Annotated in this window: 19 protein-coding genes; 12 read left to right on the top strand and 7 right to left on the bottom strand. The window is 57.8% G+C overall.

Annotation, left to right across the window (positions count from 1 at the left end; all coding sequences use genetic code 11):
- Nucleotides 1–199 precede the first annotated feature (199 nt).
- The 3 genes from C2U37_RS13530 to C2U37_RS13520 form a co-directional block, all read right to left on the bottom strand.
- Nucleotides 200–448, bottom strand: coding sequence for a hypothetical protein (locus tag C2U37_RS13530; RefSeq protein ID WP_199770445.1), 249 nt, complete (start codon nt 446–448; stop codon nt 200–202).
- 96 nt (nt 449–544) lie between these two features.
- Nucleotides 545–1,183, bottom strand: coding sequence for a hypothetical protein (locus C2U37_RS13525; protein ID WP_103858633.1), 639 nt, complete (start codon nt 1,181–1,183; stop codon nt 545–547).
- Between the two features lie 58 nt (nt 1,184–1,241).
- Nucleotides 1,242–2,258 (bottom strand): tyrosine-type recombinase/integrase, encoded by a 1,017-nt coding sequence (locus C2U37_RS13520; protein WP_103858632.1) that lies wholly within the window; start codon nt 2,256–2,258, stop codon nt 1,242–1,244.
- A 582-nt stretch (nt 2,259–2,840) separates the two neighbouring features.
- Between C2U37_RS13520 and C2U37_RS13515 the strand changes: the two genes are divergently transcribed.
- Complete coding sequence (locus C2U37_RS13515) at nt 2,841–3,125, top strand: helix-turn-helix transcriptional regulator (protein WP_103243979.1); 285 nt, start codon at nt 2,841–2,843, stop codon at nt 3,123–3,125.
- Between the two features lie 397 nt (nt 3,126–3,522).
- Here the strand turns inward: C2U37_RS13515 and C2U37_RS13505 are convergent, their stop codons facing one another.
- Entirely contained in the window at nt 3,523–4,536 is a 1,014-nt protein-coding gene (locus C2U37_RS13505) for a tyrosine-type recombinase/integrase (RefSeq protein ID WP_103243980.1), read from the bottom strand.
- Nucleotides 4,537–4,726: 190 nt separating this feature from the next.
- Between C2U37_RS13505 and C2U37_RS13500 the strand changes: the two genes are divergently transcribed.
- The 4 genes from C2U37_RS13500 (at nt 4,727) to C2U37_RS13485 (ending at nt 11,411) form a co-directional block, all read left to right on the top strand.
- Entirely contained in the window at nt 4,727–5,704 is a 978-nt protein-coding gene (locus C2U37_RS13500; protein ID WP_103243981.1) for a DNA-binding protein, read from the top strand.
- Between the two features lie 287 nt (nt 5,705–5,991).
- Nucleotides 5,992–6,930 (top strand): chromate resistance protein ChrB domain-containing protein, encoded by a 939-nt coding sequence (locus C2U37_RS13495; RefSeq protein ID WP_103827480.1) that lies wholly within the window; start codon nt 5,992–5,994, stop codon nt 6,928–6,930.
- Between the two features lie 107 nt (nt 6,931–7,037).
- Entirely contained in the window at nt 7,038–8,276 is a 1,239-nt protein-coding gene (locus tag C2U37_RS13490; RefSeq protein WP_146054366.1) for a chromate transporter, read from the top strand.
- A gap of 174 nt (nt 8,277–8,450) precedes the next feature.
- A complete protein-coding gene (locus C2U37_RS13485) occupies nt 8,451–11,411 on the top strand; it encodes a Tn3 family transposase (protein WP_103243983.1) in 2,961 nt (986 codons plus the stop codon).
- Nucleotides 11,412–11,419: 8 nt separating this feature from the next.
- Here C2U37_RS13485 and C2U37_RS13480 read toward each other — a convergent pair whose 3' ends face one another.
- Nucleotides 11,420–11,992, bottom strand: a complete 573-nt coding sequence (locus C2U37_RS13480; RefSeq protein ID WP_103243984.1) for a hypothetical protein — start codon at nt 11,990–11,992, stop codon at nt 11,420–11,422.
- A 205-nt stretch (nt 11,993–12,197) separates the two neighbouring features.
- Between C2U37_RS13480 and C2U37_RS13475 the strand changes: the two genes are divergently transcribed.
- On the top strand, nt 12,198–13,202 hold the full coding sequence (locus tag C2U37_RS13475; protein ID WP_000427623.1) for an IS110-like element IS4321 family transposase: 1,005 nt from the start codon (nt 12,198–12,200) through the stop codon (nt 13,200–13,202).
- A gap of 381 nt (nt 13,203–13,583) precedes the next feature.
- On the opposite strand, the gene C2U37_RS13470 is transcribed toward C2U37_RS13475, so the two are convergent.
- Nucleotides 13,584–14,927 carry an AAA family ATPase gene (locus C2U37_RS13470; protein WP_199416846.1) on the bottom strand — a complete coding sequence of 448 codons (1,344 nt, stop codon included), beginning with the start codon at nt 14,925–14,927 and terminating at the stop codon, nt 13,584–13,586.
- A 129-nt stretch (nt 14,928–15,056) separates the two neighbouring features.
- On the opposite strand from C2U37_RS13470, the gene C2U37_RS13465 reads away from it, so the two are divergent.
- The 6 genes from C2U37_RS13465 (at nt 15,057) to C2U37_RS13440 (ending at nt 24,683) form a co-directional block, all read left to right on the top strand.
- Nucleotides 15,057–15,794 (top strand): hypothetical protein, encoded by a 738-nt coding sequence (locus tag C2U37_RS13465; RefSeq protein WP_104452483.1) that lies wholly within the window; start codon nt 15,057–15,059, stop codon nt 15,792–15,794.
- A gap of 607 nt (nt 15,795–16,401) precedes the next feature.
- Nucleotides 16,402–16,611, top strand: coding sequence for a helix-turn-helix domain-containing protein (locus C2U37_RS13460; RefSeq protein ID WP_023109365.1), 210 nt, complete (start codon nt 16,402–16,404; stop codon nt 16,609–16,611).
- A gap of 68 nt (nt 16,612–16,679) precedes the next feature.
- On the top strand, nt 16,680–19,652 hold the full coding sequence (locus C2U37_RS13455) for a type I restriction endonuclease subunit R (protein ID WP_104452482.1): 2,973 nt from the start codon (nt 16,680–16,682) through the stop codon (nt 19,650–19,652).
- Entirely contained in the window at nt 19,649–22,291 is a 2,643-nt protein-coding gene (locus tag C2U37_RS13450; protein ID WP_104452481.1) for a TrlF family AAA-like ATPase, read from the top strand. Before C2U37_RS13455 ends, C2U37_RS13450 begins: the two co-directional genes overlap by 4 nt.
- The gene (locus C2U37_RS13445; RefSeq protein ID WP_104452480.1) at nt 22,273–23,436 is read left to right on the top strand and encodes an RNA-binding domain-containing protein; all 1,164 of its coding nucleotides are present in this window, start codon (nt 22,273–22,275) and stop codon (nt 23,434–23,436) included. The genes C2U37_RS13450 and C2U37_RS13445 overlap by 19 nt, the downstream gene beginning before the upstream one ends.
- Entirely contained in the window at nt 23,433–24,683 is a 1,251-nt protein-coding gene (locus C2U37_RS13440) for a restriction endonuclease subunit S (protein ID WP_104452479.1), read from the top strand. Before C2U37_RS13445 ends, C2U37_RS13440 begins: the two co-directional genes overlap by 4 nt.
- On the opposite strand, the gene C2U37_RS13435 is transcribed toward C2U37_RS13440, so the two are convergent.
- On the bottom strand, nt 24,676–25,593 hold the full coding sequence (locus C2U37_RS13435; RefSeq protein WP_104451977.1) for an IS5 family transposase: 918 nt from the start codon (nt 25,591–25,593) through the stop codon (nt 24,676–24,678). The two genes, C2U37_RS13440 and C2U37_RS13435, sit on opposite strands and share 8 nt — an antisense overlap.
- Nucleotides 25,594–25,672 lie beyond the last annotated feature (79 nt).

Here is a 25,672-nt window from a genome sequence, read left to right as displayed (position 1 = left end):
CGATTTTTGATTGGTTCTTGGTCACTCATGGGCTATGATTTCCTTGTCTTTGACTGGCCTTTGGTCGCCAAACTGTCGGGCCAGTCGTTAGATTTCTATGCCTCTTGATTCGCGTCTTGGGGCATTTTCTTTGGGATTCCATGTAGCGTTGCACTGCATTCTTTCAATGCCTTGCCGTAGTTGGTTTTATATCGACTTACTAATCCGTTGCCTGCTGTTCAGGTAACGCACCAGCTAGCCAATAGCCTAACAACTTGGTGTTGACGTAAAGCCTCGCCCCGACCATCCGGCAGCATCGCGACAATCCAACGTGTTCTTGACGCTTCCAGAGCAGTGCCTTCATTTGCGAGGCAGTGAATTGTGGATACATTTTTGGAAGCTCCCGACTCGGCACCCAGTGGGTGAGGTCGGACGCTTCGGCTATTAAATCAGTCTGATTAATCATCATTTGCTCTCTCTGGTCTTCTGCGGTCGTGTGCGGACTAATATGCAGCAAAGGCCAGTTAGGGGCGGGGTGATGAAATGCTCTTTTTTACCTGTTTTGTCACCCCTGCTGGCGCTCAAGGCCCCGCGCGCCAGTCCGTTCGATAGCATTAGATCGAGCCTTTCTGAAGTCGCGCCACAGCTCTCTAGCCCTGATGTTGCTCACGCCGAGCACAGCCGCCAAAAAGCAGATGAACGGCCCGTCATTGGTGCTAGTCGCCTTAAGTCGTTCGCCGTTGTCACGTCCGTTGAGCCACGTATTTTCGATAATCCGGATCACCTCGAAATCACTGGACTGGTATGTGTACTTTCGAGACGTGAGGATAAGTCCCGTCTCTACAGCCTTCAGTAGTTCGGACAGTGTGGTCTCACCTAGCGCAAGGTTAAAACGAGCGTTCACATTGAAACGAGCATCATCTGCGGCGTCTGGATATTTTTCCTCAAAGTTACCCAGTGTCCCCCTTAGCTTCTCAACCTCCGCAGTAACGGCCTTGATCCCCTTTCGGATAGTGTTCTCCCGCTCTCCTTGGTTTGTCCTTGACCGCTCATCTTTTAAGTGGGGGTGGAAATGAGCTAACCGATCAACCAAATCCTCTATGACCTCCTGAGGTGGGAATGGGTGCTTTAGCGCTTTTGCATTGATACGCGCTTGCTCCAAGCGCTCGAGAATCGCTTCTTTTGTGTCTTCTGTGTCACTCATGCTCAAATGTCCTTGTCGGTAGGTTTTATCCTGTAGTGCAAAGGTCTACTGAGGCAAATCACAAAGCAATTGCCCCGAATACACGATCAGTCAATGACTGCTTATGACCGTTGCAAAGATGGCTGTAACGCTGGGTCATGGTGATTGATTTATGGCCTAGCACTTGGGCGATCTCCAATAGAGAGGCCCCATTCTTGGCAAGCAGGCTGGCGCAACTGTGCCGCAGGTCGTGAAAGTGGAAATCTGTTATTCCGGCTTCGTCACGGCAGGCTTGCCAGAATGAATCAAAGTGCTCAAAGGGGGCATTCAATTTGCTGGGGTGTGGGAATAGGTAGGCATTGCCCACTTGCCGAAACTTCATCAGCTCTTGAACAAGGGACGGGGGAAGGGTCAGCACTCGCTGGGTGCCGTTCTTTGTATGGTGCAGGTGGGCTGTTCTGGCCTTGAGATCAACATCTGACCATTGCAGGCCGATCAGCTCACTGCGGCGAGCGCCTGTAAAGATTGCCATCGAGATCAGCAAGTGCAGGCGATCCCATTTGCTGGCTTTGGCTGCGGCCAGTAGTCGCGGCAATTCATCATCAGACAAGAAACGGGTGCGAGCGTTATCTTCGCTCTGCTGGCGAACTTCACGGGCGGGGTTGTGCTTGGTGTCGTGCTTGTCGTTAAACCAAACAAAGACGCTAGATAACGCGCTGCGGTAACGGTTGAGGGTAGCTGGTTGTTTCCCCTCCACTTGCAACTGATTCAGGGCGGCTTTTACCTGCTGGCGTGTTACTCGGCCAACTGGCTTAGTGCCAAGGTGCTCAGCCCACCACGTAAGGCGCTGGATGATACTCGGGTCTCGGCCATTGTACTGGTCGAGGTAATCGCGGATTGCTTGGGATAGGGTCGTTGTTGATAAGGTGACGTTTGTTAGCGCATCGGCTAGATCGTCAGATACAGTGATTTGAGCCAAAAAGGCTTCTGCATCTTTTTTGCGGGGGAAGGTTTGACCGACACGGCGACCATTTCGCATGAACTGGACACGGTAGCTTGTGCCACGTTTGCCGGATATTTTTTGAACGTTTGCCATCTGGTTAAAACCTCTTGCACGTAATTGCACGTTATTGAGAGTTTCAACCGCAGTTTGTTCCGAGAGAGGACAGCGCCTAAACGCCGTATCTTGTTGACCAGACAAGAGTTTTAAATGGTGCCCGGGGTCGGACTCGAACCGACACGTCTTGCAACGGCGGATTTTGAATCCGGCGCGTCTACCAGTTCCACCACACCCGCACATTTGCCGCCGATTCTAGCCGACGCTCTCTGCACCTATACTGCACCTAGAGCGAAAAACCGAATATCGCCAGCCTCTTTTCCTTCCTTCTCAACCCCCTGAAAACACGCCGCTTTCAACTCGTCGTGTTTTTCTGTGGATTGGTAGACAAACCACTTTTTGAAGGGAGTCGTGTCTACCGCAGGCGTCGGCGTTGTTGCAGGCCCCACACGTTTCGAGCTTGTCCATCAGCGCCTGTTCGCCCCTATGCTGCTCCTAGCAGTCAGGAAGAACCCGCCGATGTGTACGCTATAGCCCGAAAACACCGCAATGCGTTTCGAAGGGGCTTTCACTATCACCATCTATCATTCTCAATCGCCTCAGCAATGAAGGAGATTGAGAATGGCAAAGATCGAAACTACACAAATTCGGAGAACAATCCGGCGGCAACAGTTGCGAGAGATGGTACCGATGGCCGACAGCACAATTTATGAAATGGAGCAGCGTGGCGAGTTTCCCCGCCGGTTCGCGCTCTCGCCACGTTGTATCGTATGGGACCTGGCCGAGGTCGAGGCTTGGCTCACGGCACGGCGGGCTGCGCCGATCCGGCGTGCCCAACATCCTGATGTTTCCAAGCGTAAATCCCGCCCGGTCAAAGGGCGGGATCCAGTTCCATCAAGGGCATAGCTTGCGGCAAAAGCGCGGGGGCATACTTCCGGCCATCGATCCAGGCGTCAACGGTATCCGCCCACTGCTGCATCATATGCCGACGCTGCACCTCATACTCGGCCTTGTTATAGACGCCGCGCGACGAACGCCCGTCCTCGTGCGCCAGGCACTTTTCGATCCAGTCGCTGTTAAAGCCCAGCTCATTTAGGGGCGAATAGGGAAAACGGAAAAAATCGGGCGCTAAGCCCTTCTGGCTACCGTCGAACCGCGTAAGCCGTTGATTTCAAATGCGGCCATTCCCCTTGGGGTGTGACGCTGTCAGCCGGTGGCCAGAGGCCGGCATGGGTAAAGTTACGATACCTGTATAGTAAGTTTACGCATCCCAGCGGAGATCAGCCGCCGGCGCGCAGCCAGTTCAGCCGCTGGTCCTGGTGCGCGAACGCAACAAACTACCCGCCGCATTCTCCTCGAACAACCCCGCTTCTTCAATATAGCCCTGAACCGTGCCGTCGTGGCGCCAACCACCTTGCTTCTTTATGTCGCGAAACTCGGCGCCGGCGCGATGCGCGCTGGTGGCCATGCCGCGCCGCAGGCTGTGGCTGGACAGTTCCGGCACGTAGCCGAGCTTGGCCAGCTGGGCGGCGCCGGCCAAGATGGTGTTGACGCTGGCCGGATTCAGGCGATCGGCGCCCACCACGCCCCACTTGCTGATCGACCGGAAGACCGGGCCGCTGGCCACGCCGGCAGCGTCCAGCCATGTCCGCAACGCCGTCGCTGGGCAGCACGGCCCAGCGCTGTAGGGGATCGCCTTGGCCACGCCCTCGCCGGTCTGATCCGTCTTCGAGCGTGGCAGCGTGAGCGTGATCCCCTGCGCTTCCCAGGTGATGTGGTCGACCTTGATGCCCACCAGCTCGCTGCGCCGGAATCCCCCGAAGAAGCCCACCTGCAGCAGCGCGTTATCGCGCGCCGCCTTCAGCGTGCCCAGGCTGGCCAGGTTCGCCACGATCAGCTCCAGATCTTCGATCGGCAGCGCCTTGGCCTTCTTCTTCGGGCGGCCATTGGTGCGCGCGATCCCGGCCAAGGTCTTGCGCACAGTCGGCGTGGCGGCCGGATCGGCGAAGCCCTGGTGGACGTGCCATTGCGAGAGCGCCGTCAGGCGCAGCGCCAGGGTGCGTGGGTTGAGCGTGTCGGCGTAGCGCACCAGATAGCGGATAACGGCTGGCTCGTTTGCCGGCAGCACGCCGCCCCAGTCCAGGTAGTGCTTAACTGCGGAGCGGTACGCCTGGCGCGTGTTGTCGGACGTGGCGGCAGCCAGAAAGACGCGGTGCCGCGCGGCGTGGTTGTGGTCGTCCTGCGGCGTAACAGCGGTACGGATAGCCGGTGCCGACCCGGTATCGGGCATATCGGTGACGGCGGGCGTGGTGGCCATGGCGGGCGTCGCGCAATTGCGCGCTCATAACGGGATTACGGCCAGCATAGCACGCCGCCGGTGGTATAGCCTGCTGTAACGAACATTATCGAAGCGTAAATTGGCGCGTGACGGCGAAAAACACACAGCGTAATATATCGTGATATTACGTATTATGGAATACGTTACTTAATTTCGCGAAAGGCCCACCATGGCGCGCGCAGGCATTCTTTTCTCCCAGGTGGTCAAGGCCGCCACCCAGCTGGCGGCCGCCGGCACCAACCCCACCGTGGACACCGTCCGCGCCGCGCTTGGCGACACCGGCAGCAAGGGCACCATCGCGCCCATGCTCAAGCAGTGGAAAGCGCAGCACCAAGGCGAGACGGCCGCCGCCGGCGCCGGCCTGCCCGCCGACCTGCTGGAAGCCGTCAAGGGTGTGTATCAGCGTCTGGAGGCCGGCGCGCAGGCGCAGGTTGAGCAGTTGCGCGCCGCGCACGACAAGGCCCGTCAAGAAGACGGTCAGCAGCTGGAGATGGAACGCGCCGGCGGCCGCCAGCTGCGCGCCGAGCGGGACACGCTCCTTGCCGAAGTGGCCGAGGTGAAGGCGGCGCTCGCGCACGAGCGCGACGAGCGGCAGCACGGCGCTGTAGCGATCGCGGCCCTGCGGGCAGAGAACGACGGCCTCACCCAGCGCCTGGCGGACCGGGCGGCCGAGGTCCGGCTGCTGACCGACCAGCTGGCGCAGGCCCGGCACCAGTTCGATCACTTCCAGGAGAAGGCGGCCGCGCAGCGGCAGAGTGACCGGCAGGGCTTCGAAGCGCGCATCGGCACGCTGGAGCACGACGCCCAGCAGCTGCGCACCTACCTGCAGGAGCACCAGCAGGCGGTGGCCGTCCTACGCGCGGAGAAGCAGGGATTGCAGATTCAGGTCGAGCGCACCAATGGCGAGGCGAAGGAGCACCTGGGCGAGGTCTACACCTTGCGCGAGCAGCTGGGCGCCGCGCGTGAGATGGCCAGCCGCGAGCACATGGACGCCGCGATGGGGGCCGATCTGCTGGACAAGGCCGAGCACGAGAACGTGCGCCTCGACACGCGTGTCACCGAGCTGGAAGACGAAAACGCCCAGCTACGGAAGCAAATCGAAGGCTCTGCGGGCAAGAACGCCGGCGGCAGGCGCAAGAAGCCGTAGCGCCGGGCCGGCTTGAATATTTTTGGGAATAATTTGGTGTCGAAAATGGCGGGCGTCAGGACCGGCCGATCGAGCGCAGGGCGGTATCACCTTCGCCAGCAACCGGACATTTTGACCTGAGCCGGGTGCGCTGTGCAAAGCGGCACTCCCGAGATTGAAAACTTTCCCATTTTGGAACAATGGGTTGGGCATGTTTTTGCGAAAAATCGTAATCCTGGCAACCCTCGTATCAGCCATCGTCATAAAGTTTGTAGAGTATAAGTCTTTATTGATTTATACTCTACGTCATGCAACTAATTGCCTTAATTCTCTCCCTACCCACCGAGAATGCCACTGTCCGCCAGCGTGCCTGGCGGGCACTCAAAGCGGCCGGCGCCACCGTGCTACGTGACGGCGTGTACTTGATGCCGCACTGCCAAGCCTGCCATTCGACGCTGGCGGCAGTGGCTGCCGAGGTGGTCTCCGGTGGAGGTTCGGCATATGTATTGAATGCCGAAGCCGCCGATGACACGGACTACGCTCGGCTGTTTGACCGTAGCCAGGATTACGCCGCCTTGTTACCCGAGATCACACAGAGGCGAAGCGAGCTGGACTCCGCTAACGTGCAGGAGACGCTCAAGCAGACGCGCAAGCTGCGCAAGTCCTTTGCAGCTCTGGTCGCGATCGATTTCTTTCCCGACGAGCCACAGCGACAGGTCGATTGCGCACTACGCGAGCTTGAACTCGCCTGTGCCCGAACCCTGTCGCCGGATGAACCGCAGTCGGCTGAAGGAGAGATCGGCCGACTGCGGTGTGAGGACTACCAAGGGCGCATCTGGGCGACGCGGCAGCGGCCGTGGGTGGATCGCCTAGCTAGCGCCTGGCTGATCCGGCGCTTCATCGACCGCCGCGCCTACTTCCAATGGCTGGCCAGCCCTGGAGACTGCCCATCGGACGCCATCGGCTTCGATTTCGATGGGGCGGCATTCAGCCATATCGGCAACCGCGTCACCTTCGAGGTGCTGGCCGAAAGCTTTGGACTGGATCAACCTGCCATCCGGCGGATCGGCCAGTTGGTGCATTACCTCGATGTCGGGGGTGTGCAGCCGCCAGAGGCCGCCGGCATCGAAAGCGTGCTGGCCGGGATGCGCGAAAGCCTTGCCCAGGACGACGCACTGCTGGACGCGGCCTCGACCGTGTTCGACGGTTTGATGGCCAGCTTTGGCAACGGAACCGCCACGACCTGAATGTACTGATCGCCAAGACGTCGGAGCTCAAATATTGTGCGCCTGACTGCCGAGGAGGACATCCAGCGTATTCGACCTACTTATACTGAACTGCAAGGAGAACACCTTTGAACGTCCCGAATGATGCATCGTACCGCCCGAACGAGGCGCCAGATGCCGCGATTGAAGCCGTTCCTCCAGCCATGAGCTACTTCCAGCTTTTCGTGCGATTCCTCAAGTTCGGCCTGCTCGCTTGGGGCGGTCCTGTGGCTCAGATCGCTATGCTGCGCCGCGAACTCGTGGATGAGGAACGCTGGATCTCGAGCAAACGCTTCAACAAACTGCTTGCGGTGATGCAGGTGCTGCCCGGTCCTGAAGCGCACGAGATCTGCGTTCATCTGGGTATCCGAGCAAAGGGGCGGCTGGGCGGCTTGCTGGCGGGACTTGGGTTCATGCTCCCGGGATTCTTGCTGATGTTTGCGCTGTCCTGGCTGTACTTCGAGATCGACATTGTCGGCACTTCGCTGGGTGCCGCATTCCTTGGTGTACAAGCGGCCGTAATCGCGCTGATCGTGCGCGCCGTGCACCGCATCGGAGAGCACATCCTACTTAGTCGCTGGCTGTGGGTCATTGCCATCGTTTGCGCGCTGGCAGCCAGTGGCGGGGTCGACTTTTGGATCACCCTGCCGGCGAGTGGCCTTGTGTACGCTTTGCTCGTGTTGAATCGTCGGGCGTTTGCGCTTCTGGTGACACTTGGGGCGATGGCGTTGGCTACGGCCGTTGCTATGTCGGCCGCGCCCACCGCGAAGCTTGTGGAAACGGTCATTCAAGGCCAAGCCTCCGTGCTCCTCATTTTCGTGGCTGGACTAAAAGCCGGCTTACTCACATTCGGCGGCGCCTATACCGCGATTCCGTTCGTTCGCAACGACGCTGTCGGGCGCGGGTGGATGACGGATGGGCAGTTCCTGGATGGGCTGGCGCTTTCCGGTGTATTACCGGCGCCGCTCATCATCTTCGCAACGTTCGTCGGCTATGTGGCGGGCGGTCCGGTTGGAGCGATGGCCATGACGGTCGGTGTCTTTCTGCCGGCCTTTGCGTTCTCGCTGATCTTCTATGACCGGCTGGAGGCGGTTGTGGAGAACAAGCAGCTGCACGCCTTTTTGGATGGTGTCGCGGCCGGGGTCGTCGGCCTGATTGGCGCCACCACCGTCGACCTGGCGCATGTCACCGCCGAGCGTGTGCCGTCGTTGACGGCGGGTATATCGATCTTCGCCGCGGCCTTGGCATTCCTTTATGCTTGGAAGAACAAACTCAACGTAGTCGTCGTGATCCTCGCGGCTGGACTGGTCGGGTGGCTGGTGTTCTAGGGGGAATGCCTGAGTCTGCTGGAGCTGACCTTCGTCGTGCCGTTCTGGTTTTGTCTTGGCATAGCACAAAGAAGCTTCTTAGTTAGAAAGTAAGAAAAGTACGTTCCTTAATTACTTTTTCGCTTCGTCCCATTACTGGCTTTATCCCGGCTTATCCTCGAAGGGTCCGATCGAATGCCGCGCCGCTCACTCCTCTCTGATACCGAACGCGACAGCCTGCTGGTGTTGCCAGAAAGTCAGGATGACCTAATCCAGCAATACAGTTTCACGGATGCCGACCTGGCGTTGATCCGGCAGCGCCGGGGCGCCGCCAATCGCCTCGGCTTCGCGGTTCAGATGTGCTTGCTGCGCTACCCTGGCCAGGCGCTGGCCAGCGACACTAGGCTGCCAGATCCGGTGATCCATTGGATTGCCAAGCAGGTGCGCAGCGACGCCGGCGCCTGGCCGGAATATGGCGAGCGCGAAAAAACGCGCAACGAGCACCTGCATGAGTTACGCGCCTACCTGGGGCTGTCCGTGTTCGGCTTGCCGGATTTCCGCAAGCTGGTGCACTGCCTGGCCGACCTCGCCATGCAGACCGACAAGGCAATGATCCTCGCCGCGCATTCCCTCGAAACACTGCGCCAGAAGCGCATCATCCTGCCGACGCTGACCGTCATCGAACGGGCCTGCGCCGAGGCTGTGACGAGGGCGAACCGGCGAATTTATCGCACGCTGATTGAGCCGTTGGAACGTCACCACAGGCGCTCCCTGGACAACCTGCTCAATGTGGCGCCCGACATGAGCATTACCTGGCTGGTATGGCTGCGCCAGTCGCCGCTCAAACCCAATTCCCGCTACATGCGCGAACACATCGAACGGCTCAAGGTGTTCCAGTCGCTGGCCCTGCCGGAAGGGCTTGGCCACCAGATCCACCAGAACCGGCTGCTGAAGATGGCCCGCGAGGGCGCGCAGATGACGCCGCGCGACCTGACCAAGTTCGAGGACGAGCGGCGCTATGCCACGCTGGCGGCGCTGGCCATCGAGGGCATGGCCACCGTGACGGACGAACTGGTCGATCTACATGACCGCATTATGATCAAGCTGTTCAGCGCAGCCAAGAACAAGCATCAGCAGGACTTCCAGAAGCAGGGCAAGGCCATAAACGACAAGGTGCGCCTGTACAGCCGAATCGGGCGCGCGCTGGTCGAGGCCAAGGAATCCGGCAGGGACCCGTATGCCGCGATCGAGGCCGTGCTGCCGTGGACAGACTTCACTCAAAGCGTGACCGAGGCGGCAGAACTGGCCCAGCCCGAAACGTTCGACCACCTGCACCTGGTGGGCGAGCAGTACAGCACCCTGCGGCGCTATTCGCCCGAGTTTCTGGACGTGCTTCGGCTTAAAGCTGCGCCGGCGGCGCAAGCGGTTCTGGACGCGATCGACGTCCTGCGCGAGATGAACATGACCGGGACGCGCAAGGTGCCGGACGACGCGCCGATCGCATTCGTGAAGGCGCGGTGGAAGCCGCTGGTCATCACCGACGAAGGTCTTGACCGCCGTTTCTACGAGATTTGCGTCTTGTCGGAGCTGAAGAATTCGCTGCGGTCGGGGGACATCTGGGTGCAGGGTTCGCGCCAGTTCCGCGACTTCGAGGAATACCTGCTACCCACGGAAAAGTTCGGGGCGATGAAATCAGCGCGCGAGCTGCCGATCGCGGTCAACCAGGACTGCGACCAGTACCTGCACGACCGCTTGCTCTTGCTCGAACAGCAGCTGGTCACCGTCAACCGGCTCGCGCTGACGAACGAACTGCCCGATGCGATCATTACTGAGACAGGACTGAGGATCAGCCCACAGGACGCGGTGGTGCCGGACGAGGCCCAGGCGCTGATTGACTTCGCCAGCGGCATGCTTCCTCGGATCAAGATCACCGAACTGCTGATGGACGTGGACGACTGGACCGGTTTCACGCGCCACTTTGTCCATCTCAAGAGCGGGGAGCAGGCCAAGGACCGGACGTTCCTCATGTCCGCGATCCTGGCCGACGCCATCAACCTCGGCCTGACCAAGATGGCGGAATCGAGTCCCGGCGCCACTTACGCGAAACTGTCCTGGTTGCAGGCCTGGCACATCCGGGACGAAACCTATTCGGCCGGCCTGGCTGAACTGATCAACGCCCAGTTCAAGCACACCTTCGCTGCGCACTGGGGCGACGGCACAACGTCGTCGTCGGACGGCCAGCGCTTCCGCGCGGGCGGCCGGGCCGAGAGCACGGGCCACATCAACCCCAAGTACGGCGCCGAGCCCGGCAAGCTGTTCTACACCCATATTTCCGACCAGTACGCGCCGTTCAGCACCAAGGTGGTCAACGTCGGCGTGCGCGACTCGACCTATGTGCTCGACGGCCTGCTGTACCACGAATCGGACCTTCGCATCGAGGAGCACTACACCGACACCGCCGGCTTCACCGACCACGTGTTCGCGCTGATGCACCTGCTGGGTTTCCGCTTCGCGCCGCGCATCCGCGATCTGGGCGACACCAAGCTGTACGTGCCGGGCAAGGTGGGCGATCACCCGGCCTTGCGCTCGATGATCGGCGGCAGCTTGAACATCAAGCACCTGCGCGCACACTGGGACGACGTGCTGCGATTGGCCGCCTCGATCAAGCACGGCACCGTCACCGCGTCGCTCATGCTGCGCAAGCTAGGCAGCTACCCGCGCCAGAACGGCCTGGCGATCGCGCTGCGCGAGCTGGGGCGGATCGAGCGCACGCTGTTTATCCTGGACTGGCTTCAGAACGTCGAGCTGCGCCGGCGCGTGCACGCCGGATTGAACAAGGGGGAGGCGCGCAATGCGCTGGCCAGGGCGGTATTCATCCACCGGCTGGGCGAGATCCGCGACAGGTCGTTCGAGCTGCAGCGGTACCGCGCCAGCGGCCTCAATTTGGTGACGGCCGCAATCGTACTGTGGAATACGGTCTACCTGGAGCGGGCGACGCAGGCCTTGCGTGAGAAAGGCAAGTTGCCCGACGACGGCATGCTGCAATTTTTGTCGCCGCTGGGCTGGGAGCACATCAACCTGACCGGGGACTATGTGTGGCGCCAGCAGCGTATAGCCGAAGGCGGGTTCAGGGAGCTGCGTAAGCCCCAAGAGTAGGAAATAATCTAGAAGAGGGAGGATTCAGTTCGCGGCTGCGTGAATCGATTCCCACGACCCTCACGCAAGATTCTTAGCTTCTCTAAATAAACCAAGCCCTGCCAGCCTGGTGTGGCCAGATTGAGCCCTGGGTATTGCCGGCGGCAGTTTTCCAGGGCAAGCGACTGAGCATTGCGTTCTTCGTCACGCAGCGCATCCGACGCGCCTCTGATAATTCGGGCAGCTTCCTCGCGCTCGCGCTGTTCTTCTTGTCTAGCGCGTAAATCCAGGGCTCGGGCATGTTCCAGTTGAAGCCGCTGCGCTTCAAGCATTGCAATGAAGCGGTCAGTATTATCGATTAGCACCTGACGCTCGGCGTCGGTAAGAAGCTGGCCAGCGCTTGATCCATAAAGGGGCACCGCCCCGGTGTCATCGGAGCCGTATAGGAGCTTGAAGCACTCGGAGCCGAGAACGGTGAAGCGCCCGTTCTCCCGCACGATGTGGATGCGTTTGTACACGCTGTGGCCACAGCCGTCGCGCTGACAAATTATCCGATCTTCTTTGTCTACCTCGACTACTGCCATCAGCTGCGCGTTCGACATCTTTTATCTTTCCAAGCAAAGACCGCCCCCGGTCATAAATGACGACTATACAGCATGGACTCAGGGCGTTTGCAAGTCGGCCGCGCGGAATGGTTTGCGGGCGATATGGTCGGCCAAATCGCCTTAGCGCCCGATTTTTAATGAGATGGTCACTCCCTCCTTCCCGGTACTATGCTGAGGACAGGCTTTCATTCGGAGAACTATCATGGAAAACATTGCGCTCATTGGTATCGATCTGGGTAAAAACTCTTTCCATATTCATTGCCAGGATCGTCGCGGGAAGGCTGTTTACCGTAAAAAATTTACCCGGCCAAAGTTGATCGAATTTTTGGCGACATGCCCCGCTACAACCATCGCAATGGAAGCCTGTGGCGGTTCTCACTTTATGGCACGCAAGTTGGAAGAGTTGGGGCATTCCCCAAAGCTGATATCACCACAATTTGTCCGCCCGTTCGTTAAAAGCAATAAAAACGACTTTGTCGACGCCGAAGCTATTTGTGAAGCTGCATCGCGTCCGTCTATGCGTTTTGTGCAGCCCAGAACGGAATCTCAGCAGGCAATGCGGGCTCTGCATCGTGTCCGTGAATCCCTGGTTCAGGATAAGGTAAAAACAACCAATCAAATGCATGCTTTTCTGCTGGAATTTGGCATTAGCGTTCCCCGAGGAGCTGCCGTTATTAGCCGACTGAGTACCATTCTTGAGGATAATAGTTTGCCTCTTTACCTCAGCCAGTTATTGCTGAAATTACAACAGCATTATCACTATCTTGTTGAGCAGATTAAAGATTTGGAATCCCAGTTGAAACGAAAGTTGGACGAAGATGAGGTTGGACAGCGCTTGCTGAGCATTCCCTGCGTCGGAACACTGACAGCGAGTACTATTTCAACTGAGATTGGCGACGGGAAGCAGTACGCCAGCAGCCGTGACTTTGCGGCGGCAACAGGGCTTGTACCTCGGCAGTACAGCACGGGAGGTAGGACGACATTGCTGGGAATTAGTAAGCGAGGTAATAAAAAGATCCGAACTTTGTTGGTTCAATGTGCCAGGGTATTCATACAAAAACTGGAACACCAGTCTGGCAAATTGGCCGATTGGGTCAGGGATTTACTGTGCCGGAAAAGCAACTTTGTCGTCACTTGTGCTCTGGCAAACAAGCTGGCCAGAATAGCCTGGGCCCTAACGGCACGACAGCAAACTTATGTAGCATAACGGCAGAAATACACCGGTTTAAAGAATTACTGATCTGGTTTTGCGAATACTGATATTGATGATACTAACGGCCCACCGGCCTGTTGAGGAACCTGTAAAACGGAAAGGCTCATTGAAGCCGTATATTTTCTGGAGGTTCATCAGGCGCGGAACTCATCAAGGCGCGGGAATAAAATCCCATTCAGACGCCGGATAGATTCAAGCAAGCCAACTTGTCGTCAAAATCGGTGTTGCAAAAACGGGAGTGACCATAGATTCCGTTTTCCCTATTCGCCCCAAATAGCTTTCGCCATTTTCTTTCATCCATTGAAAAAACAATGAATTGGTTACAAGAACTCGCGAAGCTTAGCGTACGATTTTTTCCGAATTCTCTATCGTCCCCTAGATCGACTGCGCAATGCTTCTGACCTGCTCTGGCCTGGGCGGCTGAATGTGCAACACCGTCAGCCGTGAGCGCAGCGGCCCCGGAATCGCCTCCAGCTCATTCGCGGTCGCGATCCAATTGACATGACTGGCGTCGATGGAGAAATCACGGATCGACAGGTCGATAAAATTCCGCGCACTGCGCGGTTCCAGCAAGGTATAGAGCGCTGCCAGCGGATCGTATTGCGGTCTACCGTTGCTTGCCTTGTCCAGTTCATCGAGCACCACCACCGGGTTGGCCAGCGGCTGGTAGGCCAGCAGCTCAAAGAGCTGGCCTGGCTCGGAGTTGCTCCAGAACGATTCGGAACCTGCGAGCGGCGAACTCGATTGCGTACTCGCCATATCGAATACACGAAAAGGCAAATACAACTGATCGGCCAACCAGCGTGCCGCCTCGGTTTTGCCGATGCCCGCCGGGCCGACCAGCAACACGACAGGCCAGGATACGCGGCCATCGCCTAGGCTGGAGAGGGCAAAGTGGTCACGTAGCAGCTCGGCCAGTTCATGGAAGTTTGGAAAAGCCTGCGCGAACTCATCCAGAAGGGCTTTCCAGTCCGGAGGCAGCAGGCCCAGTTGGCGGCGGCCATGCCCCGCCCGCTTGATTCGTTCCGCCATCGCTTGCGCGCGCCTGAATTTGTCATCGCCTTTCGGCCGGTGGCGATCCACGAACGCCTCCAGTCCTGCTTCATCAAGAAAGACGATGCTCGGCAAGGGTACTGATTGAGCGGATTCTGTCGGCTGCTCCTGAACCTGCTCCGCTTCGGCTTCACTCGGGACGGGCTCATCTTCAACCGCCGTGGCAGCGCGCACGTCTTCGGTCGTCACCTTGCCCAGATCGCGCACCACCTGCTGTACCCCCTGTTCGACGATCAGCTGGCGGCTGCGGCGCACTTCTTCGGCAAACAGCCCCTGGATTCCTTCATGTTGCGGGCAACGCTGCGGGCGGATGCCGTCTCCGATAACTTGTGCACCGCAAACGGGGCATTGTTGCTGCGAAAGGTGCTTCGTTTGGGCAATCAGATCGAACACGGCTGCTGCGCGTTCGCTGTGGCGTCGCGGCGGCTGGTAATGGATGGCCAGGCGATCCCGATTGCAGCTCACGGACAGTGAGCCCTTGCGGGCGAGCACGGCGGGTGGCAGCAGGTATTCCACCTGGGCAAACAGATGTGCTACCACGGCCAGATGCCCCGGCGCCGGTTCGACGATCTGCCGGGCAAGCCAGGGATGCTGCGCCTTGAGTGCCGCAAGGGCAGCTTCGTATTCCCGCAGGCGCAGCGGACGGGCTTGCTTTCGCTTGCGCATGATGGCCTCTGAAATAATTTAACTATAAATTACTATAATAGCATCTTGCGCGAATCGCCAAGCTCCGCACGCTCGTCTTGTTGGTCAACAAGCCTTATAGTGATTTACAGTGAATTCACAGGGCCCGACATGCCAATCCTTACTCCTGAACAATTGCCAGCCCTTGCCGCCTCCTTGATACGACTGCGCGGGGAAACGCTGGGGCGGATTGCTGAAGCCACCGGTATCCGCACTGCCAACCTCTCGGTCTGGCTACGTGGCAAGGAGCAGGTGATCTCCGCCAAACGACTCGTCGGCCTGTTGCACCACCTCGGTGTGGAAGGCGGGCGCCTGCGTACCGACGTGTTGCACCAGTGGCAGGATCGTGGGGCACTGGATGACAGCAAGCTCGTGCTAGGCAAGCTGCTGGCCGACAAGCAGTCGGTGTGGTTGTTTCAGGATGAGCAGCCGGGGCTTATCAAGACCCGCTTTCTGTTGGCTGGCGATGTGCTGATCCGCATGGAGATCGAGCCGGGCGTCGCTCAGGCCCTTGATCTGGCGACAGTCGTCAGAGTGGATCGTGTCATCACCACGCCTGCGGCATTGGCAGGAGTGCCAATCGACTCGATGGCATCAGCACACAACGTCCTCTTGGCGCTGGCGGAGCAGGCCGCAGCGAACGTGGGTGACGAAGAGCTGCTGGAAGGGCTGATTTTTCGCCTAGCTGAAACAGTGGGCAGTCATGTCTCTTCAGCGCAGGGCTGGCAACAACTGGAGCAGGCGCTGCGTTTTGCATTCAACGCAGGAGCCCAGCCTGCTGACATCGCCAGCGTGGTTGACGCCCATTTCCGCAGCGGCGGCAATGCGGACATGCCGCCAACTGAGTAGGCAAAAAATACGCTGTTTCCAGTCGTCGGGTTTCCAAATCCTGCGGCGCTGATCGCATGACTTTTAGCTGGTCACATGCCCCGTTACTCCCTATCTGGCCCTACGTTGTTCCCAACAAGGCGCAACGTTATTTCCAATGCTCTGTTGTTCGGGCACATGATCAGGCAGCGAAAAACTTATTTCCGTCCACGTACATTCCATAGTTGCCCAACGTAGATTCCAAATCCCTCGACTGTTATTGCTTATCTTGTGCCCAGGCGAGGGAGTAACGTGGCAAGAGCCTTTGTGACCAGCAAAAAATATCTGTGCGATCAGATCGGGCTGCCGGCCGACTGTGTAAACAGTGTGGCGGCATGTTGGCAACAACGTGGCAACCTTGTGCGAACAATGTGTTGAAAGAGTGGCAAGGATGGTGGCGACAATGTGGTCACCTTGTGGTGGCAGCGTGTCACCATGGTGGTGACAGTGCGGCACTGCGCCCCTTGTTACCACATTCAACTCACAAGGGCAGTAGCCAAGAACAATCTTGCTGCTTCCGCAGCATTCAAATGATAGACTCCAAACGACTTAAGACGACTTTCAACTGCAACCTTCGAGCGCCATCGACATGAGCACAGAACCGTGGGTTACCGCCGATCACGTCGCCCAGCACTTGGGCGTGGCCAAGGACACCGTGTACCGCTGGCGCGAGCGCAAGGGTCTGCCCGCACACCGCGTGGGGCGGCTGTGGAAGTTCCAGCTCTCCGAGGTGGATGAATGGGTGCGTGCAGGCGGCGCAGATGAAGATGTCGGTGAGCCGGGGAGTCGGCATACATGAGCTCCATGGCATTCCCCCCGCCAGAACAACGGCGGCAGTAAACCGTTTGGGTCTTTGAGGCAAGGTTCATGACGACCACAGAACAACAAATCGAACTTGATCTGATCGCCAAGCTCGGCGACCTCAAGTACTCCTATCGCCCCGACATTCGCGACCGTGCCGCGCTCGAAGCCAACTTCCGAGCCAAGTTCGAGGCGCTGAACCGCGTGCACCTGACTGACAGCGAGTTTCAACGCTTGCTCGACGGCATTATCACACCCGATGTCTACGCCGCTGCCCAGCGGCTTCGCAGCATCAACAGCTTCGAGCGCGACGATGGCACGCCGCTGAACTACACCTTGGTGAACATCCGAGACTGGTGCAAGAACGACTTCGAGGTCGTCAACCAGTTGCGCATGAATACTGACAACAGCCATCACCGCTACGACGTGATGCTGCTCATCAACGGCGTACCGGTAGTGCAAATCGAGCTGAAGACCTTGGCGGTCAGCCCGCGCCGGGCCATGCAGCAGATCGTTGATTACAAGACTGACCCCGGCAATGGCTATAGCAAGACACTGCTGTGCTTCCTGCAGCTCTTCATCGTCAGCAACCGCACTGACACTTGGTATTTCGCCAACAACAACGCACGGCACTTCAGCTTCAACGCGGATGAGCGCTTCTTGCCGGTTTACCAGTTCGCCAGCGAAGACAACAAGAAAATCACGCTGCTCGATAGTTTTGCCGAGAAGTTCCTAGCAAAGTGCACTCTAGGGCAAATGATCAGCCGCTACATGGTGCTGGTGGCCAGCGAGCAGAAGCTGCTGATGATGCGGCCATACCAAATCTATGCCGTCAAAGCCATCGTGGAGTGCATCCACCAGAATTGCGGCAACGGCTACATCTGGCACACCACCGGCTCAGGCAAGACGCTGACTTCGTTCAAGGCGTCCACCCTGCTCAAAGACAATCCGGACATCGACAAGTGTCTGTTTGTGGTGGATCGCAAAGACCTGGATCGCCAGACTCGCGAGGAATTCAACCGCTTTCAGGAGGGCTGCGTCGAAGAGAACACCAACACCGAGACCCTGGTGCGCCGCCTACTGTCGGATGACTACGCCGATAAAGTCATCGTCACCACCATTCAGAAGCTGGGCCTGGCTCTGGATGGGGCCAACAGACGCAACTACAAGGAACGGCTGGAGCCATTACGCAACCAGCGCATGGTGTTTATCTTTGATGAATGCCACCGCTCACAATTTGGCGACAACCACAAAGCCATCAAGGAGTTCTTCCCCAACGCCCAGCTTTTTGGCTTTACCGGCACACCCATCTTCGAGAAGAACGCCAGCTACCAGCAGATCGAAGGTCAGCAGGCCAGTTACCGCACGACCGACGACCTCTTCCAGCGTTGCCTGCATCAATACACCATCACCCACGCCATCGAGGATCGCAACGTCCTGCGCTTTCACGTGGATTACTTCAAGCCCGAAGGCAAGAATCCTCCCAAGCCTGGTGAAGGTGTGGCCAAGCCCAAGGTCATTGAAACCATTCTCGCCAAGCACGATGCAGCGACCAATGGCCGCAAGTTCAACGCGGTGTTGGCAACGGCCAGCATCAACGATGCCATCGAGTATTTCGAACTGTTCGCGGAGATTCAAAAACAAAAGACCGAGCAAGATCCTGAGTTCCGTCCGCTGAACATTGCCTGCGTATTCTCTCCACCTGCCGAGGGAAATAAGGACGTACAACAGATTCAGGAAGACCTGCCGCAAGAGAAAGAAGATAACCAGCAAGACCCCGAGGGCAAGAAGGCTGCGCTCACGCGCATCGTGGCCGACTACAACGCCCGCTTCGGTACCAACCACCGCATTGGCGAGTTCGACCTGTACTACCAGGATGTGCAAAAGCGCATCAAGGATCAGCAGTATCCCAACAGCGATCTCCCCGCCGCGCAAAAGATCGACATCACCATCGTGGTGGACATGCTGCTCACCGGTTTCGACTCCAAGTACCTCAATACCCTATACGTGGATAAGAACCTCAAGCATCACGGCTTGATCCAGGCGTTTTCGCGCACCAATCGCGTGCTGAACGACAGCAAGCCCTATGGCAACATCCTCGACTTCCGTCAGCAGCAAAAGCCGGTCGAAGAGGCAATTGCACTGTTCTCTGGCGAGAAGATCGACAACCCGCGTGAAATCTGGCTGGTAGATCCTGCGCCCAAGGTCATCGATAACCTGCAAACCGCCACCCAGAAGCTGGCCGACTTTATGCGGTCGCAAGGCGTGGGCAATGCGCCGGAAGAAGTGGCCAACCTGAAAGGCGATGCCGCACGGGCGCAGTTCGTCAATCTGTTCAAGGAAGTACAGCGCCTCAAGACCCAGCTCGATCAATATACCGATCTCTCGGATGAGCAGAAGGCGCAGATCACCCAGATTGCGCCACCCGATCAGATGCAAGGCTTCAAAGGTGTGTACCTCGAAACGGCCAAGCGCTTGAAGGAACAGCAGGATCGCGACCAGACCCCGCCAGAAGTGCAGCAGCTTGATTTCGAATTCGTGCTCTTCGCCTCAAGCGTGATCGACTACGACTACATCATGAGCCTCATCGCCAAGCTGACCCAGCAGAAGCCCGGCAAGCTCACCATGAACCGTGAGCAGCTCATTGGCCTGATTCAGTCCGACGCCAAGTTCATCGACGAGCGCGAGGACATCGCCGAGTACATCCGTGGCCTGCCAGTCAATGAAGCCCTGGACGAAAATCAAATCCGCAGCGGGTTCGACCGCTTCAAGGCAGAGAAAAAAACACGGGAACTCACCGATCTCGCCAACCGCCACACACTGGACGCATCAGCGCTGCAAGCCTTTGTCGATGACATTTTGCGCCGCCGCATTTTCGATGGCGAACGCCTCTCCGAGTTGATGGCCCCGCTGGAACTTGGATGGAAAGCCCGCACGCAGAAAGAGTTGGCCCTGATGGAAGAGCTGACACCACTGCTGCACAAGCTCGCCCAGGGTCGAGAGATTGCTGGTTTGGCTGCCTATGAGGAGGGGCGATGATGGGAACCGTCTTTACACAGGGGGCGCAGTGGGTTCGTGCGGACTTCCATCTGCACACCCGCGCAGATCGTGAGTTCAAGTACACAGGCGATGACAACTTCTACAACAGCAATTATGTGAACGCACTGGAGAAAGCAGGTATTCAGCTGGGCGTCATCACCAATCACAACAAGTTCGATTTCGAGGAGTTCAAAGCGCTGCGCAAGACAGCGCAGAAGAAGGATATTGCGCTGTTGCCCGGCGTCGAGCTGTCGGTCAATGACGGGGCCAATGGCATCCACACCTTGGTCGTTTTTTCCGACGACTGGTTGGCCGATGGTCATGACCATATCAACCCCTTCCTGGGTGTTGCCTTTGAAGGAAAAGTCCCTGCCCAGTACGAGCAGGAAAACGGGCGCTCCTCGCTGTCGCTGTTGGAAACCATCAAGAAGCTGGAAAGCTATCACCGCGACTTTTTCCTTGTCTTTGCCCATGTCGAAGCACCGAGCGGGCTGTGGGCCGAATTGGACGGGGGGCGTCTTGCCGAGCTGGGCCAGAACGAATTCTTCCGCCGTCGCACGTTGGGCTTCCAAAAGGTACGCACGTACAACAAGCTGCAAGAGAAAAACAAACCCTGTCGGACTAAAACGCAGCAGCATCTAGGTGGCTGGTACCCCGCCGAACTGGAAGGCTGCGACGCCAAATGCATCGAAGAGATTGGTCAGGGTAAAGCCTGTTACCTCAAATTGGGTGAACTGTCCTTTGATGCGGTCAAGTTTGCCTTGAGCGATCCTGCTTCGCGGGTCGTCACGGAGCCGCCCAAGCATCTCGCATCGCACATCCGCAGCATTCACTTTGACGGGGGCATCCTTGACGGGAAAACGCTGCATTTCTCGCCTGAACTGAACACGTTGATCGGCATCCGGGGCAGCGGCAAGTCTTCCATTCTGGAAGCAGTGCGCTACGCCCTCGATATTCCTCGCGGGGAGAAGGCGCAGGACACCAAGTACAAGGATGAACTGATCCGCCACACTCTGGGCAGCGGCGGCAAGGTGACGCTGACGGCCTGTGACGTATACGGACAGGAATTCACCATCTCCCGCATTTTCCGCGAAGCGCCGAACGTCTATCTGGACGGCAAATTGCAGCCCGGTGTATCGATCCGGGAAACCGTGCTGCGCCGTCCGATCTACTTCGGGCAGAAAGACCTTTCCAGCACCGGCGAAGGTTTCGAGACCGATCTAGTGGAAAAGCTGGTGGGCGAAAAGCTCCGCACACTGCGAGACGAAATCGAAACCCAACGCCAGCATGTGCGTGATGCTGCGCAACGCTGGCTCAAGCTCAGCAATACTGCCGAACTCAGGCGTGATTACCAGTCCCAGCTCACCGATGCCAACTTCCGGCTGAAGAAATTTGAAGAGTACGGGGTTGCCGACAAGCTGCAAAAGCGCCTTGGCTTCCAGCAGGATGCCAGTGCACTGGCACGCATGAAGGAGCGGGCAGACAGCTTTGTGCTCGCCCTCGGGCAATTGATCGCCGAGCACGAAGACGATCTGCGTAATGCCACGAGCTACGTCTCCAAGCAGAACCCCGACTTCTTCACGGCTTATTACGCCGAATTTACCAATCTCGTTGCCAAAGTCGATCAGCTCAAGCAAATCGAGCAAGAGGCCCGCGCTGTTACCTCCCGGCTTCAATTCAAACAAGGCGAGTTCGATGCCGCGCGCCAGAGTCTTCAGGAAGAGTTTGCCCAGGTCGAACGTCAGCTGGCTCAGGAACTCAAGCAGACCGGCATGACGGCCATCCAGCCGGATGACTTCCTGACCCAACAGCAGCGTAAAACCAAGGCGGAGCAAATGCTGGAGGCGCTCGCCAAGCAGGAAAGCCAGCAGAGCAGCATCCGCGACGCACTGTTTGCCGAGATCGACAAGCTCAACGGCCTGTGGCTGCGCGAGTTCAACGCCATCAAGGCCGAACTGGATCGGGTGAACGCTGGCCATACCGCCCTGCAGATCGAAGCCGACTTCAAAGGCGACAAGGAAGCCGCCATCAGTTTCATGCAGCAGCTCTTCAAGGGCAGCAACATCCGCGAAACCACCCTGCGCGCCGTGATGGAGGATTACGCCGATTTCGGCGGCCTGCTGCGTGATTTGCCAAACGCCTTGAAAAAAGCGGGCAGCACGCCGGAGGTGTTCGAAAAGACCTTTATGCAGAACCTGACGGAGTTCGTCACCTGGCAGGTGCCTAACCGTTTCGTCATTCGCTATCGCGGCAAGGAACTCAAGCACCACTCGCTCGGGCAGCGTGCTTCCGCGTTGCTGCTATATGTGCTCAGCCAGCGCCAGAACGACGTGATCATCATTGACCAGCCGGAAGACGATCTGGACAACCAGACCATCTACGACGACGTGATCAAGCTGCTGCGCGAGATGAAGCCTCACGCCCAATTCATCTTCGCTACCCACAACGCCAACTTTCCGGTGCTGGGTGATGCGGAGCAAGTGCATGCCTGCCGCTATCAGGATGAGCAAGTCGCCGTACAAAGCGGCAGCATCGACGCTCGTCCGGTGCAGGACGCCATCATCAACATCATGGAAGGAGGCCAGCAAGCCTTCAACCGACGCAAAGAGGTTTACAACCTATGGAAACCACAGAACTGATCGACTGCTTGAGCCGTGGCGAAGACAGCCGCCATCAGTTCAAAGAGAACTTCACCAATGCCGACGCGCTGGCGGCGGAGATCGTGGCCTTCGCCAACACCGCTGGCGGGCGGATTTTCATTGGCGTGCATAACGACGGCACGGTGCTGGGCTTGTCTCACGCGGACATTGACCGCCTGAACCAGCTCATCTCCAACAGCGCCTCGCAAAATGTGCGGCCTGCGGTGAACCCGCTCACCGAAAATGTGCCGCACCCCAACGGCACCGTGATGGTGGTCACCGTTGTGGAAGGCGTCAGCAAACCCTACATGGACAAGAACGGAGCCATCTGGGTGAAGAACGGCTCGGACAAGCGCCGCGCCACCTCGCGTGAAGAAATCCAGCGCCTGTTCCAGCAAGCAGGGCTGGTGCATGCGGATGAGACGCCTGTGGCGGGCTTGAGCGCGGGCGATGTGGACCTGCCCTATTTCGAAACTTTCTTCGAACAGCAATTCGGCGAACCGCTCGCCCAGCACAAGCAACCGCTGCCGCAGCTCTTGACCAACATGAACCTGATGAACCAGGGGCAGCTCAATGTGGCGGGCAGCCTGCTGTTTGCCAAAGCGCCGCAGTACGCACTGCCTGCCTTCATCGTCAAGGCGGTGGCTTTTGTCGGCAATGAGATCGAAGACCAGCGCTATATCGACAGCCGCGACATCACCGGCAAGCTAGCCGATGTGTTCCAGCAGTCGCTGGGTTTCATCATCGCCAACACGCGCGCCACTCAGGGCGAGCAGGGCTTTAACTCACAAGGGCAGGCCGAGATTCCCCGCATCGTCTGGGAGGAGCTGGTCGCTAACGCGCTCATCCACCGCGACTATTTCATCAGCGCGCCGGTGCGCGTGTTGGTGTTTGCCGATCGGGTCGAGATCATCAGCCCTGGTCATCTGCCCAACAACCTGACCATCGAAAACATCAAGGCGGGCAACTCCAATATGCGCAACCCGATTCTGGCGTCCTTTGCCGCCAAGCTGCTGCCGTATCGCGGACTGGGTAGCGGTCTGCTGCGCGCCTTGCGGGCCTGGCCGCAAATTGAACTGATCGACGACCGGGCGGGGAACCTGTTCAAGGCCATCGTCGCGCGGCCGCAGGAGCAAGCAGCGTGAGTGAGAATAAAAAACAGCAGTTGGTGCCACGGTTGCGGTTTCCGGAGTATCGGGCCGAGGACGGATGGGGCTCTGAATTTGGAAATATGATCTTTGATCAAATTTCCAATAAAGATCACAACTCCGACCTCCCTGTTCTTGCCATAACCCAAGAGCAAGGAGCAATCCCTCGGGAAATGATTGATTATCATGTTTCCGTAACTGACAAAAGCCTAGAAAGCTACAAGGTGGTTGAAGTCGGCGACTTCATCATTAGCCTGCGTTCTTTTCAAGGCGGCATTGAGTTCTCTAGATATAGGGGGATTTGTAGTCCTGCTTATGTAATTCTACGACTGCGACATGGCCACTCTGAAGATTACTTTAGGCATTACCTAAAAACTGATCGTTTTATCGCTCAAATGATCAAAAATCTTGAGGGGCTTCGTGATGGAAAGATGATCAGTTACAAGCAGTTTTCCGAGCTTGAACTGCCAATCCCTCCACGCGATGAACAACAAAAAATCGCCGACTGCCTATCTTCGCTGGATGATCTGATCACGGCGGAAACCCAAAAGCTGGACACCCTCAAGACCCACAAAAAGGGCCTGATGCAGCAGCTTTTCCCCCGCGAAGGCGAAACTGTGCCCGGTCTGAGGTTTCCGGAGTTTCGGGAGACTGGGGAGTGGGAAAAAGTGTCGCTCCAGCGAGTTATTGAGATTGCGTCTGGCCAAGTCGACCCAACCAAGCCCCCATATTGCGACTTACCGCACGTTGGAGGGGAAAACATCGAAGCAGGCACGGGGAAACTTCTGAATTTACGGACAGCGAAGGAGGATGGGGTCATCAGCGGGAAGTACGCCTTCGATGAACACGATATCCTTTATTCGAAAATCAGGCCCGCGCTTAACAAAGTTGCCGCCCCAGACATCAGTGGTGTCTGCAGCGCAGACGTATACCCAATACGCCCATGCTGCGAGATGTTACGTCGGGAGTTTCTCGTATATTTGTTGAGGTCAGAGTCATTTGTTAAGTATGCAACGAAGCACTCTGGGCGAGGCAAGATTCCCAAGATTAACCGCGAAGATTTGTTCGCATATGATGCCATGCTTCCAACGCCTGCCGAGCAAGAATATATCGCGTCTTTTTTATCTTCACTCGATGAGCGGATAAACTTGCAGTCGCAGAAGCTGGAAGACCTACAGAAGGCGATGTTGATCAAATCAGAGGGGGGACAGCCTGTCCCCAGGCGGTTCGCCTCGCTTAATTGATGGGCTGCCGAACAGGCATACCAAGGCCAATGACCTTGTTCATGACTTTGACTCCGGCCAGGATTTCCCCCACTTGGGCGTTGTAATCCCGCAGGCTCAGTTTCGGTCCGATGAGCTGCTTGAAGCGATACATGGCGGTTTCGGCCTTCGAACGCTGATGATAGCCGGAGTCCTTTTTCCATTGTTCCAGCTCACCGGCTTTCAGCGCTTTGACGGCTTCGTTGCGGGGATGACCTTCCTCCCACAGCGCGGCGTTCTTTCTCGGCGGGATGGTGGCCTTGGCTCCCTTCTTCTTCAGCAGGGCGTGACACTCTTTGGTGTCATAAGCGCCGTCGGCACTGATTTGTTCGATCTTGCGCCGCAAGGGATTGAGCAATGTCGGCAGCACCTCGTTATCGGCCACCGTGTCGAGGCTGACTTCGGCCGCGACGATGGCATGGCTGGCAGCATCCACGGCCAGATGGAGTTTGCGCCAAAGGCGCCGTTTCTCCTTGCCGTGCTTGTGAATTTTCCATTCGCCTTCGCCGTAGACCTTGAGGCCGGTGGCATCAATCACCAAGTGAGCAACCGGGCCTTGGCTGGGCAGGCGGTACTTGATCTCTACCGTCTTGGCGCGCTTGCTGATGCAACTGTAGTCCGGCGACTGCAAGGGAACCTGCATCAGTTTGAACAGCGAGTTAATGAACCCCTCCAAGGCGCGCAGTGGCAGCTTGAACACGCCCTTGAGCATCAGCGCGGTCTCGATGGCGCTATCGCTGTAGTGAAAGCCACGTCCCCGGCGGCCATGATGGGTCTGGCAATGCCAGTGCTTGATGGCTTGCTCAGTCATCCAGATGGTTAGCGAACCGCGTTGCACCAAGGCTTGGTTGTACTGTTTCCAGTTACTGATCTTGTGCTTGGACTTGCCCATCTGACGCTCCCTGCAGTTGACCTAAGAGATCAGATCACCGAGTGGCCGGATAGTTCCCGGATTTAGGAAACAACGCCCC

The organism is Aeromonas sp. ASNIH1, assembly GCF_002934285.1.
Taxonomy (GTDB): domain Bacteria; phylum Pseudomonadota; class Gammaproteobacteria; order Enterobacterales; family Aeromonadaceae; genus Aeromonas; species Aeromonas caviae.
This window is presented reverse-complemented; position numbering and strand designations above follow the sequence as displayed.

What these genes read in the sequence shown, in the direction of transcription:
- C2U37_RS13530 (WP_199770445.1), bottom strand. Translation starts at nt 448, where the DNA reads ATGATGATTAATCAGACTGATTTAATAGCCGAAGCGTCCGACCTCACC.
- C2U37_RS13525 (WP_103858633.1), bottom strand. Translation starts at nt 1,183, where the DNA reads ATGAGTGACACAGAAGACACAAAAGAAGCGATTCTCGAGCGCTTGGAG.
- C2U37_RS13520 (WP_103858632.1), bottom strand. Translation starts at nt 2,258, where the DNA reads ATGGCAAACGTTCAAAAAATATCCGGCAAACGTGGCACAAGCTACCGT.
- C2U37_RS13515 (WP_103243979.1), top strand. Translation starts at nt 2,841, where the DNA reads ATGGCAAAGATCGAAACTACACAAATTCGGAGAACAATCCGGCGGCAA.
- C2U37_RS13505 (WP_103243980.1), bottom strand. Translation starts at nt 4,536, where the DNA reads ATGGCCACCACGCCCGCCGTCACCGATATGCCCGATACCGGGTCGGCA.
- C2U37_RS13500 (WP_103243981.1), top strand. Translation starts at nt 4,727, where the DNA reads ATGGCGCGCGCAGGCATTCTTTTCTCCCAGGTGGTCAAGGCCGCCACC.
- C2U37_RS13495 (WP_103827480.1), top strand. Translation starts at nt 5,992, where the DNA reads ATGCAACTAATTGCCTTAATTCTCTCCCTACCCACCGAGAATGCCACT.
- C2U37_RS13485 (WP_103243983.1), top strand. Translation starts at nt 8,451, where the DNA reads ATGCCGCGCCGCTCACTCCTCTCTGATACCGAACGCGACAGCCTGCTG.
- C2U37_RS13480 (WP_103243984.1), bottom strand. Translation starts at nt 11,992, where the DNA reads ATGTCGAACGCGCAGCTGATGGCAGTAGTCGAGGTAGACAAAGAAGAT.
- C2U37_RS13475 (WP_000427623.1), top strand. Translation starts at nt 12,198, where the DNA reads ATGGAAAACATTGCGCTCATTGGTATCGATCTGGGTAAAAACTCTTTC.
- C2U37_RS13470 (WP_199416846.1), bottom strand. Translation starts at nt 14,927, where the DNA reads ATGCGCAAGCGAAAGCAAGCCCGTCCGCTGCGCCTGCGGGAATACGAA.
- C2U37_RS13465 (WP_104452483.1), top strand. Translation starts at nt 15,057, where the DNA reads ATGCCAATCCTTACTCCTGAACAATTGCCAGCCCTTGCCGCCTCCTTG.
- C2U37_RS13460 (WP_023109365.1), top strand. Translation starts at nt 16,402, where the DNA reads ATGAGCACAGAACCGTGGGTTACCGCCGATCACGTCGCCCAGCACTTG.
- C2U37_RS13455 (WP_104452482.1), top strand. Translation starts at nt 16,680, where the DNA reads ATGACGACCACAGAACAACAAATCGAACTTGATCTGATCGCCAAGCTC.
- C2U37_RS13450 (WP_104452481.1), top strand. Translation starts at nt 19,649, where the DNA reads ATGATGGGAACCGTCTTTACACAGGGGGCGCAGTGGGTTCGTGCGGAC.
- C2U37_RS13445 (WP_104452480.1), top strand. Translation starts at nt 22,273, where the DNA reads ATGGAAACCACAGAACTGATCGACTGCTTGAGCCGTGGCGAAGACAGC.
- C2U37_RS13435 (WP_104451977.1), bottom strand. Translation starts at nt 25,593, where the DNA reads ATGGGCAAGTCCAAGCACAAGATCAGTAACTGGAAACAGTACAACCAA.